This is a genomic window from Rheinheimera sp. 4Y26 (assembly GCF_025245835.1).
In the GTDB taxonomy this organism is placed as follows: domain Bacteria; phylum Pseudomonadota; class Gammaproteobacteria; order Enterobacterales; family Alteromonadaceae; genus Pararheinheimera.
The window spans coordinates 1-15401 of sequence record NZ_JAOBWS010000025.1; the positions used below are offsets into that span (position 1 = coordinate 1).

A 15401-nucleotide genomic window follows, 5' to 3' on the forward strand; every position below is an offset into this window, starting at 1 on the left:
AGGGGCATAGTTCCAATTGGTAGAACAGCGGTCTCCAAAACCGATGGTTGGGGGTTCGAATCCCTCTGCCCCTGCCAATTTAATGGCTTAAGTGCAGCATTGCATCCTGCAGTGCAGCTGTAGTAGTGGCTTGGTCAACAAGCACGGAAAGTGAGTTTAAGCATGAACGCAGCAACAGAAGCGCCAAAAAGCGGATTAGACCTTGTTAAATGGTTGGTGGTATTTGCCATTCTGACCTCATTAGTAGTCGCCAACTCGGTTTTCGAATTTTCAACCCTGCAGCTTGCTATCGGTCTGGTGGTGTTAATTCCACTGGCTGGTTTTATCGCAGCGCAGACAGGTAAAGGCCGTGAATTTTTAACTTTTGCTAAAGAAGCAAAGTTAGAAGTTCGCAAAGTTGTTTGGCCTACCCGTCAGGAAACCAATCAAACCACTTTAATCGTTGCTGTTGTTACCCTGATCATGGCGCTGATTTTATTCGGGCTGGATTGGGTGTTATTAAAGCTGGTTTCATTTTTAACAGGATTGGGGATCTAAACCATGTCAGGAAAAATGCGTTGGTACGTGGTGCAGGCCTTTGCCGGTTTTGAGCAACGGGTAGCTACCTCGTTACGCGAACACATCAAAATTCACCAGATGGAAGACAAGTTTGGTGAAGTGTTAGTGCCGACTGAAGAAGTGATCGAGATGCGCGCTGGTCAAAAGCGTAAATCTGAACGCAAATTTTTCCCAGGCTACGTGTTAGTCCAGATGGAAATGTGCGAAGAAGCATGGCACTTAGTGAAAAGCGTGCCACGTGTATTAGGTTTTATCGGCGGTACTTCAGATCGCCCTGCACCTATCTCCGAAAAAGAAGCAATGACTATTCTGAACCGTCTGCAGGACAACGCTGACAAACCGAAGCCGAAGACGCTGTTCGAAGCCGGTGAAGTGGTGCGTGTCACTGAAGGTCCATTTGCTGACTTTAACGGTGTCGTTGAAGAAGTTGACTACGAAAAGAGCCGCGTAAAAGTATCTGTACTCATTTTCGGCCGTTCTACCCCTGTAGAGCTGGAGTTTGGTCAGGTCGAAAAAGCTTAAGAAATAAAGTTTGTACTGGGCCGCTGATTAAAATATAATCGCGGCCTTTTTTAACATCAGGGAAGCCGTTTGAGTAAGTGTCCTCACATTTACGAGGCAATGACCCTATAACGAGGTGAAACATGGCAAAGAAAGTCACGGCACTTGTAAAATTACAAGTTAAAGCTGGTATGGCAAACCCGTCGCCACCAGTTGGTCCAGCTTTGGGTCAACACGGTGTAAACATCATGGAATTCTGTAAAGGTTTTAACGCCCGCACAGAATCTCTGGAAAAAGGCATGCCGATTCCAGTAGTGATCACTGTTTACAGCGACCGTTCATTTACATTTGAAACCCGCACCCCACCTGCTTCTTTCTTATTACTGAAAGCAGCTGGTTTAAAAGGTGGTTCAGGCCGTCCTAACACCCAGAAAGTGGGTAAAGTGACCCGTGCTCAGCTGGAAGAGATCGTAAAGATCAAACGTGCTGATTTAACAGCGGGCAGTGACGAAGCAGCAATCAGCACTATCGCTGGTACTGCTCGTTCAATGGGCTTAGTGGTGGAGGGTTAATCAATGGCTAAATTATCTAAGCGTGCTAAATTAATCCGTTCAAAAGTAGATTCTACTCGTGAATACGCGATCAATGACGCAGTTGCGTTATTAAAAGAATTAACTGCCGGCAAATTCGTTGAGAGCGTTGATGTTGCCATCAACCTCGGTATCGATGCCCGTAAATCTGACCAGAACGTGCGTGGTGCTACTGTACTGCCACACGGTACTGGCCGTACGGTACGTGTTGCTGTGTTCACCCAGGGTGCAAACGCTGAAGCTGCTAAAGCTGCAGGCGCTGACATCGTAGGTATGGAAGACTTAGCTGAACAAGTTAAGAAAGGCGAGATGAACTTTGACGTTGTTATCGCTTCTCCAGACGCAATGCGCGTAGTTGGTATGTTAGGTCAAATCCTCGGCCCACGTGGTCTGATGCCAAACCCGAAAACCGGTACTGTAACTCCTAACGTTGCTGAAGCTGTGAAAAACGCTAAAGCTGGTCAGGTTCGTTACCGTAACGACAAGAATGGTATCATCCATTCTACCGTTGGTAAGCTGGATTTCGACGCAGACAAACTGAAAGAGAACATTGAGTCTCTGTTAGTTGCGCTGAAACGTGCTAAGCCATCAGTTGCAAAAGGTACTTACATCAAGAAAGTAACTATCTCTTCAACTCACGGTGCCGGTATCGTGCTGGATCAGGCTTCTCTGGACGCCAAGATCTAATTAAAGTCGCTTTTTAAAGCAGCTTTACAGAGTCGCGAGGTTATTTTATAATCTCGCGCTCAAATTTTCGGGTAGAAGCCGGGCTTTGCTTGCAAAGTGTCTGGCTTCCGTCCAAGACCGTAGGTGCTACAAAGGCTTAGCCGGCGTAGCTTAAAAATACCAACCTACGCAGACGGTGTTAGCCCCAGAAAGATTCCTATCAATCTGGCTCTCACCGTAAATCGCGCGCTTTATTCGGTTTACTGAATTAAAGCGATGTGTAGGCAACCGGACAATTCCGTCCGGATGAACCAGGAGTTAAGAGCCAATGGCTATTAAGCTTGAAGACAAAAAAGCAATCGTTGCTGAAGTCCAGGAAGCTGCCAAAGGTGCTTTATCTGCGGTAGTCGCAGACGCTCGTGGTGTCACTGTAGGCAAAATCACTGCTCTGCGTAAGCAGGCTCGTGAAGCTGGCGTATGGATGAAAGTTGTCCGTAACACGCTGGTTCGCCGTGCAGTAACTGGCACCGAGTTCGAGTGTTTAGGCGACGCGTTCGTCGGCCCAACGCTGATTGCGTTCTCTAAAGAGCACCCAGGTGCTGCAGCGCGTATCTTCAAAGATTTCGCGAAAGAGAACCAAAAGTTTGAGCTGAAAGGCGCAGCCTTCAATGGCGCCACAGTCAGTATCGATGTATTAGCAAGTCTGCCAACACGCGACGAAGCTATTGCACGCCTGATGAGCACTATGAAAGAAGCAGCAGCCGGCAAACTTGTACGTACAATTGCCGCGGTTCGCGACCAAAAACAGGATCAAGCCGCGTAATTTTACGTGTTGTTTGGTAAGTAAAGTTTAATACGGGAATTATTCCCCTTAGTTTAGGAATCTGAGCAATGTCAGTTACTAAAGAGCAAATCTTAGACGCAATCGCTGCAATGTCTGTAATGGAAGTTGTAGAGCTGGTTAGCGCTATGGAAGAAAAATTCGGCGTTTCTGCTGCTGCTGCTGTTGCAGTTGCTGCTGGTCCAGCTGCAGTTGTTGAAGAACAAACTGAATTCAACGTAATCCTGGCTGCTGCCGGTGCGAACAAAGTTGCTGTTATCAAAGCAGTACGTGGCGCAACTGGTTTAGGCCTGAAAGAAGCGAAAGACCTGGTTGAAGCTGCTCCAGCTGCAATCAAAGAAGCCGTTTCTAAAGCTGAAGCTGACGCTCTGAAGAAAGAGTTAGAAGAAGCTGGTGCTACTGTTGAAGTTAAATAATCCAGATTATTCTGGATTAGCCGCCTGATTTCAGGCTAGGCTGGTGGTGAAATAACCACCGGCCTTTTTGCGCTGTGGGACATTGATTTTCCCCGCCCCTTATGACGCCATTGTGGCAGTCATAACCGCCGCCCCGCGAGGGTAGGTAGGGTAAAAAATCAGCAAGCTGAGGAACCCCATGACTTACTCTTATTCTGAAAAGAAACGTATCCGTAAGGACTTCGGTAAACGCCCACAAGTGTTGGACGTACCATATCTGTTGTCGATTCAAATTGAGTCGTTCAGCAAATTTATTGAGCCAGATCCAGAAGGTGGATACGGTTTAGAAGCCGCTTTCCGCTCTGTATTCCCGATCAAAAGCTATTCAGGTAGTGCTGAGCTGCAATATGTCAGCTACCGGATCGGCGAACCTGTGTTTGATGTAAAAGAGTGTCAAATCCGTGGAGTCACCTACTCAGCGCCGCTGCGGGTGAAACTGCGTATGGTGTTATTTGATAAAGAAGCACCAGGCACCATCAAAGACATTCGCGAGCAAGAAGTCTATATGGGCGAAATTCCGCTCATGACTGAAAACGGTACCTTTGTGATCAATGGTACTGAGCGGGTAATTGTTTCTCAGCTGCACCGTAGTCCGGGCGTGTTCTTTGATCACGACCGTGGTAAAACTCACTCGTCAGGCAAAGTACTGTATAACGCACGCGTCATTCCTTACCGTGGCTCATGGTTAGATTTTGAATTTGATGCCAAAGATGCGTTATTCGTACGTATTGACCGTCGTCGCAAGCTGCCGGCCACTATTTTATTGCGTGCGCTTGAGCTGAGCACTGAAGACATCCTGAATACTTTCTTTGAAAATACTAAATTTGAAATCAAAGAAGGCAAGCTGATGATGGAAGTTGTGGCAAACCGCTTACGTGGTGAAACTGCCCAATTTGACATCAAAGACAACAACGGCGAAATCATCGTTGAAGCGGGTCGTCGTATCACCGCTAAACACGTTCGTCAGTTGGAAAAAACCGGTCTGACTCTGATGGAAGTACCGCATGAGTACGTCGTCGGCCGTGTACTTGCAAGAAATTATGCTGACCGTTCAACCGGAGAGATTATTGCCGAGGCGAACGCAGAGCTCACACTGGAGCTGTTGGCGAAATTAGCAAAAGCTGGTTATGACAGCTTTGAAACACTGTATATCAACGATTTGGACCAGGGTGCCTATATCTCTGACACCTTACGTATTGATCCGAGCACAAACCGGATGGAAGCGCTGGTCGAAATCTACCGCATGATGCGTCCTGGTGAACCACCAACGCGTGAAGCTGCCGAAACTCTGTTCCAGAATCTGTTCTTCTCTGAAGACCGTTATGATCTGTCAACAGTGGGCCGGATGAAATTTAACCGTCGCGTGAATTTCGCCGAAGGCAAAGGTGCAGGTGTTCTGTCTAAAGAAGACATCCTGGCCGTCATGAAAGTATTAATCGATATCCGTAACGGTAACGGTGAAGTGGACGATATCGACCACTTAGGTAACCGTCGTATCCGTTCTGTCGGCGAAATGGCCGAAAACCAGTTCCGCGTTGGTTTAGTGCGCGTTGAACGTGCGGTGAAAGAACGTCTGTCGCTGGGCGACTTAGACGCTGTGATGCCCCAGGATTTAATCAATGCCAAGCCAATTTCGGCGGCAGTGAAAGAATTCTTCGGTTCAAGCCAGCTGTCTCAGTTTATGGACCAGAACAACCCTTTATCAGAAGTAACGCACAAACGTCGTATCTCTGCGTTAGGCCCTGGTGGTTTAACCCGCGAGCGCGCTGGCTTCGAAGTCCGCGACGTTCACCCAACGCACTATGGTCGTGTTTGTCCAATCGAAACGCCTGAAGGTCCGAACATCGGTCTGATCAACTCGTTGTCTATGTTCGCACAGACCAACGAGTACGGTTTCCTGGAAACCCCATACCGTCGTATTGAAGACGGTGTAGTAACAGACGAAGTAGATTTCCTGTCGGCGATTGAAGAAGGTAACTTTGTGATCGCTCAGGCGAACGCTGAGATGAACAGCGAAAACCGCCTGGTGGAAGAACTGGTTCCTTGCCGTTACAAAAACGAATTTACGCTGATGCCAGCGGACAAAGTTCAGTATATGGACGTTGCCCCGCAACAAATCGTATCAGTGGCTGCAGCCTTGATCCCGTTCCTGGAACACGATGACGCCAACCGCGCATTGATGGGTTCAAACATGCAACGTCAAGCTGTACCAACCTTACGTGCTGACAAGCCGTTAGTAGGTACTGGTGTTGAGCGTGTGGTTGCCAAAGATTCTGGTGTAACTGTAGTGGCAAAACGTGGTGGTACTGTTGATTATGTCGACGCTAGCCGTATTGTTATTAAAGTACACGAAGAAGAAATGGTGGCCGGTGAAGCCGGTATCGACATTTACAACCTGACCAAATACACCCGTTCTAACCAGAACACCTGTATCAACCAGCGCCCATGTGTAAACCATGGTGAGCCGATTGAACGTGGTGACGTACTGGCTGACGGTCCTTCAACGGACTTAGGTGAACTGGCTCTGGGCCAAAACCTGCGCGTGGCATTCATGCCATGGAATGGTTACAACTTCGAAGACTCGATTTTATTATCTGAGCGTTTAGTGCAGGAAGATCGCCTGACCACTATTCACATTCAGGAACTGAGCTGTATTGCCCGTGATACTAAGTTAGGTGCAGAAGAAATTACTGCCGATATTCCTAACGTAGGTGAGTCTGCGCTGTCGAAGCTGGACGAAGCCGGTATCGTGTACATCGGTGCTGAAGTGAAAGGCGGCGACATTCTGGTGGGTAAAGTCACTCCTAAGGGTGAAAGCCAGTTAACACCGGAAGAAAAACTGTTACGCGCTATCTTCGGTGAAAAAGCCTCTGACGTTAAAGATACTTCATTACGTGTGCCGAACTCGGTAACAGGTACTGTGATTGACGTTCAGGTCTTCACCCGTGACGGTGTGGAAAAAGACAAACGCGCCCGTGAAATCGAAGAAATGGAAATCAAACAGGCCAAAAAAGACCTGAATGAAGAATTCCGTATCCTCGAAGAAGGTATCTGCTCTCGCGCCCGTAACCTGATTGAAAGTACAGGTGTTGATCGTGCCAAACTGAATGCAATGCGTGCTGACGTACTGCTGGCGCAAAGCCTGGCAGACGAAGACAAGCAAAACGACCTGGAACAGCTGGCTGCCCAGTACGAAGAAATTCGTGTTGAGTACGACAAAAAGTTTGAAGCCAAGCGTCGTAAGATCATTCAGGGCGACGACTTAGCACCAGGCGTGCTGAAAATCGTTAAAGTTTACTTAGCTGTGAAACGTCGTATCCAGCCAGGTGACAAGATGGCGGGTCGCCACGGTAACAAGGGTGTTATTTCAAGCATCGTTCCTGTGGAAGATATGCCATATGACGAAAAAGGTCAGCCGGTTGATATCGTACTGAACCCGCTGGGCGTTCCATCGCGGATGAACATCGGTCAGATCCTGGAAACTCACTTAGGCTTAGCTGCCCGTGGTATCGGTGACAAGATTGACGGCATGATCAAAGATCAACGTGAAATCGCCGAAATCCGTGATTTCCTGGTCAAGGTATATGCACTGGGTGAGTCGCGTCAGGAAGTTGACGTGGCAAACTTCACAGATGACGAAGTCCGTCGTCTGGCGCAAAACCTGCGTAAAGGTTTACCTGTTGCCTCTCCGGTATTTGATGGCGCGAAAGAAAGCGAAATCAAACAGTTACTGGAACTGGGTGACTTACCGTCAAGCGGTCAGATCACACTGTATGACGGCCGTACCGGTAATACTTTTGAGCGTAAGGTTACAGTGGGCTACATGTATATGCTGAAACTGAACCACTTGGTTGATGACAAGATGCACGCCCGTTCTACCGGTTCGTACAGTCTGGTTACGCAACAGCCACTGGGCGGTAAAGCTCAGTTTGGTGGTCAGCGCTTCGGTGAGATGGAAGTGTGGGCACTGGAAGCATACGGTGCAGCCTATACCCTGCAGGAAATGTTGACTGTGAAGTCTGATGACGTGAATGGCCGTACCAAGATGTATAAGAACATCGTGGATGGCGACCACCGCATGGAACCAGGCATGCCAGAATCTTTCAACGTATTGATGAAAGAAATCCGTTCGCTCGGTATCAACATCGAATTGGAAGAGGAATAACCCTCAGCCCCCCTGCGCGAGCAGGGGGCTATTGCTGAGTGCTGAATTGGGGCGCAAGCCGCCCCGTTACCGGTTAAACCTCTGACAGGAGAGCAAAGTGAAAGACTTATTAAAGTTTCTGAAACAACAAACAAAAACTGAAGAGTTCGATGTGATCCGTATCGGCCTTTCTTCACCGGACATGATCCGTTCATGGTCTTTTGGTGAAGTGAAAAAGCCTGAGACGATCAACTACCGTACTTTTAAGCCTGAGCGTGACGGTCTGTTCTGTGCCCGTATCTTTGGCCCGGTGAAAGATTATGAGTGTCTGTGCGGTAAGTACAAACGCCTGAAACACCGTGGTGTGATCTGTGAAAAGTGTGGTGTTGAAGTCACACTGACCAAAGTGCGTCGTGAGCGCATGGGTCACATTGAACTGGCAAGCCCGGTTGCCCACATCTGGTTCCTGAAATCACTGCCGAGCCGTATCGGTTTGCTGTTAGACATGACGCTGCGTGATATCGAGCGTGTGTTGTATTTCGAAAGCTATGTAGTGACTGAACCAGGTATGACTTCTTTAGAGCGTCGTCAGATGCTGACTGAAGAAGAATACTTGGACGTGCTGGAAGAGCACGGTGACGAGTTCGAAGCCAAAATGGGCGCAGAAGCAATTCTGGACCTGTTAAAAGGTATCGAGCTGGCCACAGAAATCAAACAAATGCGTGAAGAGTTGCCAACCATCAACTCAGAGACAAAGCGGAAAAAGATCAGCAAACGTCTGAAACTGATGGAAGCATTCCACACTTCTGGCAACAAGCCAGAGTGGATGATCATGACAGTGCTGCCAGTACTGCCGCCGGATTTACGTCCGTTGGTACCACTGGACGGCGGCCGTTTTGCAACTTCAGATCTGAACGATTTATACCGTCGTGTGATCAACCGTAACAACCGTCTGAAGCGTCTTCTGGACCTGTCAGCACCTGACATTATCGTACGTAACGAAAAGCGTATGTTACAGGAAGCGGTTGATGCGCTGCTGGACAACGGCCGTCGCGGTCGCGCCATCACCGGCTCGAACAAGCGTCCGCTGAAGTCTTTAGCCGACATGATCAAAGGTAAACAAGGTCGTTTCCGTCAGAACTTACTCGGTAAGCGCGTTGACTATTCAGGTCGTTCGGTAATCACCGTAGGTCCTACACTGCGTCTGCACCAGTGTGGTCTGCCGAAGAAAATGGCACTGGAACTGTTTAAGCCGTTTATTTACGGCAAGCTGGAAGCCCGTGGTTTAGCGACCACTATCAAAGCCGCCAAGAAAATGGTTGAGCGTGAAGTGGGTGAAGTGTGGGACGTATTAGATGAAGTAATCCGTGAACATCCGGTATTACTGAACCGCGCACCAACACTGCACCGTCTGGGTATCCAGGCTTTCGAACCAGTACTGATTGAAGGTAAAGCGATTCAGTTACACCCATTGGTGTGTGCTGCATACAACGCTGACTTCGACGGTGACCAGATGGCGGTGCACGTACCGCTGACGCTGGAAGCTCAGTTAGAAGCCCGTGCATTGATGATGTCAACCAACAACGTACTTTCTCCTGCGAACGGTGAGCCAATCATTGTTCCTTCTCAGGACGTTGTTTTGGGTCTGTATTACATGACCCGTGATGCCATCAACGCCAAAGGCGAAGGCATGATTTTCAAGAGCCCGAAAGAAGCAGAAAAAGCGTTCCGCGCTGGTGTTGCCAGTCTGCACGCCCGGGTGAAAGTACGTCTGACAGAAGTGACGAACCATGAAGATGGCACTAAAACCACTTCAACTAAGGTTCGTGATACCACTGTTGGCCGTGCCATTCTGTATTCAATCCTGCCGGAAGGTTTAGCTTTTGACAGCATTAACCAGCCGATGGGTAAAAAACAGATTTCACGTTTACTGAACGGTTCTTACCGTCGTATCGGTCTGAAAAACACTGTTATTCTGGCCGACCAAATCATGTACACCGGTTTCCACTACGCGATGCTGTCAGGTGTGTCTGTTGGTATCGACGATATGGTGATCCCGGACGCTAAGGTTGACATCATTGGTGCAGCCGAAGCTGAAGTTGCGGAAATCCAGGACCAGTTCCAACAGGGTCTGGTTACCGCCGGTGAAAAATACAACAAAGTTATCGATATCTGGTCAACGGCCAACGAAACTTTGTCAAAAGCCATGATGGACAACCTGTCGAAAGAGTCTGTAGTAGACCGCGACGGTAACACTGTCACTCAGCCTTCATTTAACTCTGTTTATATGATGGCCGACTCAGGCGCACGGGGCTCGCCAGCTCAGATCCGTCAGCTGGCTGGTATGCGTGGTCTGATGGCAAAACCGGATGGTTCTATCATCGAAACGCCAATCACGGCGAACTTCCGTGAAGGCTTAAGCGTTCTGCAGTACTTTATTTCGACGCACGGTGCCCGTAAAGGTCTTGCCGATACAGCGTTAAAAACTGCGAACTCTGGTTACCTGACCCGTCGTCTGGTAGACGTAGCACAAGACTTAGTCGTGACTGAAGCCGATTGTGGTTCAGATCAGGGCATTATGATGAAACCACTGATTGAAGGTGGTGACGTTGTTGAAGGTCTGCGTGAACGTGTACTGGGTCGTGTTGTGATTGGTGATGTGGTTGTTCCTGCAACCGGCGAAGTGCTGGTTGAAGACGGCACCATGCTGGACGAGAAGCTTTGTGATCTGATTGAGAAAAACTCAATCGACGAAGTGTACGTACGTTCAGTAATTACCTGTCAGACTAACTTTGGTGTTTGTGCCAAGTGTTACGGCCGTGACTTAGCCCGTGGTCATATCATCAATGCTGGTGAAGCTGTTGGTGTTATCGCGGCACAGTCAATCGGTGAACCTGGTACACAGTTAACGATGCGTACATTCCACATCGGTGGTGCGGCATCGCGGGCTTCTGCAGAAAACAGCGTACAGGTGAAAAACGCCGGTATTCTGAAACTGCACAACGCCAAGTTTGTCCGTAACAGTGACGACAAGATTGTTATTACCTCACGTTCCGCTGAAGTGACAGTATTTGACGAGCTGGGCCGTGAGAAAGAACGTTATAAACTGCCATACGGTTCTGTTCTGACTACAGACGATAACAAGCCTGTGACTGCAGGTCAGATCGTGGCGAACTGGGATCCGCATTCTCACCCAATCATCGTAGAACGCGGCGCCAAGGTATCGTACAGCGATGTTGATGATACCAATACCGAAGTTCAGCAGGATGACCTGACTGGCCTGACGCGTACTGTGGTGAAGGACCTGTCCAAAGCCAACGCGAAAGAGCCGAAGTTAATTCTGGAAAGTGATGACGGTGCACTGCAGGAAATTCGCTTACCAAGCTTCACGACTATCGAAATTACCGATGGTCAGCAGGTAAAAGCGGGTGCTGTATTGGCGCGTATCCCACAAGAAAGCTCGAAAACACGCGACATCACCGGTGGTCTGCCACGCGTTGCTGACTTATTCGAAGCCCGTAAGCCAAAAGATCCAGCCATTCTGGCCGAAATCTCTGGTGTTATCAGCTTCGGTAAAGAAACCAAAGGCAAACGCCGCCTGCTGATCACGCCTGATCAGGGTGACATCCATGAGGAAATGATTCCGAAGTGGCGTCAGGTCAACGTGTTCGAAGGTGAACGTATTGAGAAAGGTGAAGTGATCTCTGAAGGTCCGGAGTCACCACATGATATTCTGCGTTTACGTGGTATCCACCATGTAGCCAGCTATATCGTGAACGAAGTACAGGACGTTTACCGTCTGCAAGGCGTTAAAATCAACGACAAGCACATCGAGACTATCATCCGTCAGATGCTGCGTAAGTGTGTGATTTTACACCCGGGCGACAGTGAATTCCTTGAAGGTGAACAGGTTGAAGTATCACGCGTTAATATCGCGAATGCTGAACTGGAAGCGGCGGGTAAAATCCCTGCCAAGTACGAGCGCAGTCTGCTGGGTATTACCAAAGCATCACTGTCGACCGACTCTTTCATTTCTGCCGCGTCGTTCCAGGAAACGACCCGCGTATTAACCGAAGCTGCAGTTGGTGGCAAAACCGACGAGCTGCGTGGTCTGAAAGAAAACGTTATTGTCGGTCGTTTGATCCCGGCAGGTACTGGTTTTGCGTATCACCAAAACCGCACCCGTCAGCGTCAACGTATCGCCAGTGGCGAAGTCGCTGAACCGGCGATGAGTGCAGAATCAGCAGAACAAGCGCTGACTGATGCCCTCAATATGGATCTGTCTGGCAACGACGAATAAGTTGTTGTGATGACAAAGGCCTGGTGCACTTCTGGTGTGCCGGGCCTTTTCTATCTTGACAGGTCAAAGGTTGACCAGTAAAATCCCGCAGCCCCAATTTTGGGTGCGATTTTACACACGTTTATGGGTATTTAATAACCAGGAGTATTTAATGGCAACAATCAACCAGCTAGTGCGTAAGCCGCGCAGCCAGGTGGTCTCTAAGAGCACCGTTCCGGCGCTTGAAGCTTGCCCACAGAAGCGTGGTGTTTGTACCCGCGTATACACCACCACACCTAAGAAGCCAAACTCTGCATTACGTAAAGTATGCCGTGTTCGTTTAACTAACGGATTCGAAGTTTCTTCTTACATCGGTGGTGAAGGCCACAACTTACAAGAACACAGCGTTGTTCTGATCCGTGGCGGCCGGGTAAAAGACCTTCCAGGTGTGCGCTATCACACCGTACGCGGCACTTTAGACTGTGCAGGCGTTAAAGATCGTAAGCAAGGCCGTTCTAAATACGGCGCTAAACGGCCGAAGAACAAATAACTTAACTCCGTTAAGTAAGGCCAAACTAAGTAACTTTTTTCATTAAAAGTTTTGGAATCCCCTGAAGCAATCGGAGTTTCGAATGCCAAGAAGACGCGTCATAGGTCAACGTAAAATCCTTCCAGATCCTAAGTTCGGAAGTGAATTGCTGGCCAAGTTCGTAAACGTCGTAATGATCGACGGTAAAAAATCAATCGCTGAATCAATCGTATACGGCGCATTAGAAATCGCTGCGACGAAATCTAAGAAATCTGAACTGGATATCTTTGAAGTTGCGCTGGATAACATCCGCCCAACAGTTGAAGTTAAATCACGCCGTGTGGGTGGTTCAACTTACCAGGTTCCATGTGAAGTTCGCCAGGTTCGTCGTAATGCTTTAGCAATGCGTTGGTTAACTGAAGCAGCCCGTAAACGTGGTGAGAAATCAATGGCCCAGCGTTTGGCTGGTGAAATGCTGGATGCTATTGAGAACAAAGGTTCTGCCGTTAAGAAGCGTGAAGACGTGCACCGTATGGCCGAAGCGAACAAAGCTTTCGCCCATTTCCGCTGGTAATTTAAACCTTTTGATGAGGATTTGATTATGGCACGTACTACACCTATTGAGCGTTACCGCAATATCGGTATCTGTGCGCACGTTGACGCGGGTAAAACCACGACTTCTGAACGCGTACTGTTTTATACCGGCCGTTCGCACAAAATTGGCGAAGTACATGACGGTGCAGCCACAATGGACTGGATGGAACAGGAGCAGGAGCGTGGTATCACTATCACGTCTGCTGCAACTACAGCCTTCTGGTCTGGTATGCAACAACAGTTTGAACAACACCGGATCAACCTGATTGATACGCCGGGCCACGTTGACTTCACTATTGAAGTTGAACGTTCGCTGCGGGTGCTTGATGGTGCCGTTGTTGTGCTGTGTGGTTCTTCAGGCGTGCAACCGCAAACTGAAACCGTATGGCGTCAAGCGAACAAATATGAAGTTCCGCGAATGATTTTCGTGAATAAAATGGACCGTACCGGTGCTGACTTCCTTCGGGTTGTTAAGCAGGCGCGTGACCGTTTGAACTCGACTATTGTTCCTATTCAGTTACCTATTGGTGCTGAAGAGAACTTCAAAGGCGTGATTGACCTGATCAAGATGAAAACCATTAACTGGAATGAAGCTGATCAGGGCATGACGTTCACTTATGAGGATATCCCTGCGGATATGCTTGACCAAGCGAACGAATGGCGCCAAAACATGATCGAAGCTGCCGCTGAATCCAGCGAAGCGCTGATGGAACGTTACCTTGAAGGTGACGAGTTCACTGAAGAAGAAATTCGCGCTGCATTGCGTGACCTGACGCTGCGTAACCAGGTTGTTCTGGTGATGTGCGGTTCTGCCTTTAAAAATAAAGGCGTACAGGCCATGCTCGACAACGTGGTTTATTTCCTGCCTTCTCCGACTGAAGTGAAAGCCATTAAAGGCGTTCATGAAGACGACTCTGAAGGTGAGCGTCATGCTCGTGACGAAGACCCATTTGCTGCTTTAGCTTTTAAAATAGCGACAGACCCATTCGTGGGTACTCTGACCTTCTTCCGCGTTTATTCAGGCGTAGTTGAAGCTGGTTCTGCTGTGTATAACTCAGTGAAACAGAAAAAAGAGCGGATCGGCCGTATCGTGCAAATGCATGCCAACAGCCGTGAAGAGATCAAAGAAGTTCGTGCAGGCGACATTGCTGCTGCCATTGGTCTGAAAGACACCACAACTGGTGACACTCTGTGTGATCAGGATCACGTGATTATTCTGGAACGCATGGAATTCCCTGAGCCGGTCATTTCGGTAGCTGTAGAGCCGAAAACCAAAGCCGACCAGGAAAAGATGGGTATAGCGCTGAGTAAATTGGCTGCTGAAGATCCGTCATTCCGCGTCCATACCGACGAAGAGACGGGTCAAACCATTATCTCCGGTATGGGTGAGCTGCACTTGGAAATCATTGTTGACCGTATGAAACGCGAATTTAAGGTGGAAGCGAACGTAGGTAAACCTCAGGTTGCTTACCGCGAAACCGTCCGTGGTACCACGGAAGTTGAAGGCAAGTTCGTACGTCAATCCGGTGGTCGTGGTCAGTTTGGTCATTGTTGGCTGAAAATCGAACCTCAGGAAGAAGGCGCAGGTTATACGTTCGTGAACGCCGTCGTTGGTGGTGTCATTCCAAAAGAATACATCCCTGCAATCGACAAAGGTATTCAGGAACAGATGAAAAACGGTATCCTCGCAGGCTACCCGGTCATCGATGTGAAAGTTACGGTTTATGACGGTTCATACCACGATGTCGACTCTAATGAAATGGCGTTTAAGATCGCTGCTTCAATGGGCTTCAAAAAGGGTGCACTGCAAGCCAAACCAGTTCTGCTGGAACCTATCATGAAAGTTGAGGTGGTGACACCGGAAGACTTTATGGGTGATATCGTGGGTGACTTAAACCGTCGCCGCGGTATTATCAATGGTATGGAAGATGCGCCTGGTGGTATCAAAATCGTTGATGCTCAGGTTCCTTTATCTGAGATGTTTGGTTATGCGACCAGCATGCGTTCTCTGACGCAGGGTCGTGCTTCATATTCAATGGAACCATTGAAGTATATGGAAGCACCAAACAACGTAACTGAAGCAATTATTGCTGCTCGTAAATCTGGCGAATAATTAATTAATTCGACCCAACGGAAGCTGGGTCTATTTAACAGAAGGTAATTTAAAATGGCTAAGGCTAAATTTGAACGTAACAAACCGCACGTAAACGTAGGTACAATCGGCCACGTTGACCACGGTAAAAC

General features: G+C 48.6%; 11 protein-coding genes and 1 tRNA gene. All 12 read left to right on the forward strand.

Annotated features, from left to right (window positions below; all coding sequences use genetic code 11):
• The 12 genes from N3Z11_RS17760 to fusA all read left to right on the forward strand — a co-directional run bounded on the left by N3Z11_RS17760 (position 1) and on the right by fusA (position 15270).
• A tRNA-Trp gene (locus N3Z11_RS17760) sits at positions 1–77 on the forward strand.
• An 85-nt stretch (positions 78–162) separates the two neighbouring features.
• Positions 163–537, forward strand: a complete 375-nt coding sequence (gene secE / locus N3Z11_RS17765) for a preprotein translocase subunit SecE (protein ID WP_260658531.1) — start codon at positions 163–165, stop codon at positions 535–537.
• Between the two features lie 15 nt (positions 538–552).
• Positions 553–1080, forward strand: coding sequence for a transcription termination/antitermination protein NusG (gene nusG, locus N3Z11_RS17770; RefSeq protein WP_409566879.1), 528 nt, complete (start codon positions 553–555; stop codon positions 1078–1080).
• Positions 1081–1202: 122 nt separating this feature from the next.
• On the forward strand, positions 1203–1631 hold the full coding sequence (rplK, locus tag N3Z11_RS17775) for a 50S ribosomal protein L11 (protein ID WP_260658533.1): 429 nt from the start codon (positions 1203–1205) through the stop codon (positions 1629–1631).
• A 3-nt stretch (positions 1632–1634) separates the two neighbouring features.
• On the forward strand, positions 1635–2336 hold the full coding sequence (gene rplA / locus N3Z11_RS17780) for a 50S ribosomal protein L1 (RefSeq protein ID WP_260658534.1): 702 nt from the start codon (positions 1635–1637) through the stop codon (positions 2334–2336).
• 307 nt (positions 2337–2643) lie between these two features.
• On the forward strand, positions 2644–3138 hold the full coding sequence (rplJ, locus tag N3Z11_RS17785; RefSeq protein ID WP_260658535.1) for a 50S ribosomal protein L10: 495 nt from the start codon (positions 2644–2646) through the stop codon (positions 3136–3138).
• A 68-nt stretch (positions 3139–3206) separates the two neighbouring features.
• Positions 3207–3572, forward strand: coding sequence for a 50S ribosomal protein L7/L12 (gene rplL, locus N3Z11_RS17790; protein WP_031564154.1), 366 nt, complete (start codon positions 3207–3209; stop codon positions 3570–3572).
• A gap of 178 nt (positions 3573–3750) precedes the next feature.
• A complete protein-coding gene (gene rpoB, locus N3Z11_RS17795) occupies positions 3751–7776 on the forward strand; it encodes a DNA-directed RNA polymerase subunit beta (protein ID WP_260658536.1) in 4026 nt (1341 codons plus the stop codon).
• Between the two features lie 97 nt (positions 7777–7873).
• Positions 7874–12055, forward strand: coding sequence for a DNA-directed RNA polymerase subunit beta' (gene rpoC / locus N3Z11_RS17800; RefSeq protein WP_260658537.1), 4182 nt, complete (start codon positions 7874–7876; stop codon positions 12053–12055).
• A gap of 151 nt (positions 12056–12206) precedes the next feature.
• Complete coding sequence (gene rpsL / locus N3Z11_RS17805) at positions 12207–12584, forward strand: 30S ribosomal protein S12 (protein WP_031564163.1); 378 nt, start codon at positions 12207–12209, stop codon at positions 12582–12584.
• An 82-nt stretch (positions 12585–12666) separates the two neighbouring features.
• Positions 12667–13137, forward strand: coding sequence for a 30S ribosomal protein S7 (rpsG, locus tag N3Z11_RS17810; protein ID WP_260658538.1), 471 nt, complete (start codon positions 12667–12669; stop codon positions 13135–13137).
• 27 nt (positions 13138–13164) lie between these two features.
• The gene (gene fusA / locus N3Z11_RS17815; protein WP_260658539.1) at positions 13165–15270 is read left to right on the forward strand and encodes an elongation factor G; all 2106 of its coding nucleotides are present in this window, start codon (positions 13165–13167) and stop codon (positions 15268–15270) included.
• Positions 15271–15401 lie beyond the last annotated feature (131 nt).

Excerpts from the sequence above, each read along its gene's own strand:
- secE (WP_260658531.1), top strand. The coding sequence starts at position 163 with ATGAACGCAGCAACAGAAGCGCCAAAAAGCGGATTAGACCTTGTTAAA.
- nusG (WP_409566879.1), top strand. The coding sequence starts at position 553 with ATGCGTTGGTACGTGGTGCAGGCCTTTGCCGGTTTTGAGCAACGGGTA.
- rplK (WP_260658533.1), top strand. The coding sequence starts at position 1,203 with ATGGCAAAGAAAGTCACGGCACTTGTAAAATTACAAGTTAAAGCTGGT.
- rplA (WP_260658534.1), top strand. The coding sequence starts at position 1,635 with ATGGCTAAATTATCTAAGCGTGCTAAATTAATCCGTTCAAAAGTAGAT.
- rplJ (WP_260658535.1), top strand. The coding sequence starts at position 2,644 with ATGGCTATTAAGCTTGAAGACAAAAAAGCAATCGTTGCTGAAGTCCAG.
- rplL (WP_031564154.1), top strand. The coding sequence starts at position 3,207 with ATGTCAGTTACTAAAGAGCAAATCTTAGACGCAATCGCTGCAATGTCT.
- rpoB (WP_260658536.1), top strand. The coding sequence starts at position 3,751 with ATGACTTACTCTTATTCTGAAAAGAAACGTATCCGTAAGGACTTCGGT.
- rpsL (WP_031564163.1), top strand. The coding sequence starts at position 12,207 with ATGGCAACAATCAACCAGCTAGTGCGTAAGCCGCGCAGCCAGGTGGTC.
- rpsG (WP_260658538.1), top strand. The coding sequence starts at position 12,667 with ATGCCAAGAAGACGCGTCATAGGTCAACGTAAAATCCTTCCAGATCCT.
- fusA (WP_260658539.1), top strand. The coding sequence starts at position 13,165 with ATGGCACGTACTACACCTATTGAGCGTTACCGCAATATCGGTATCTGT.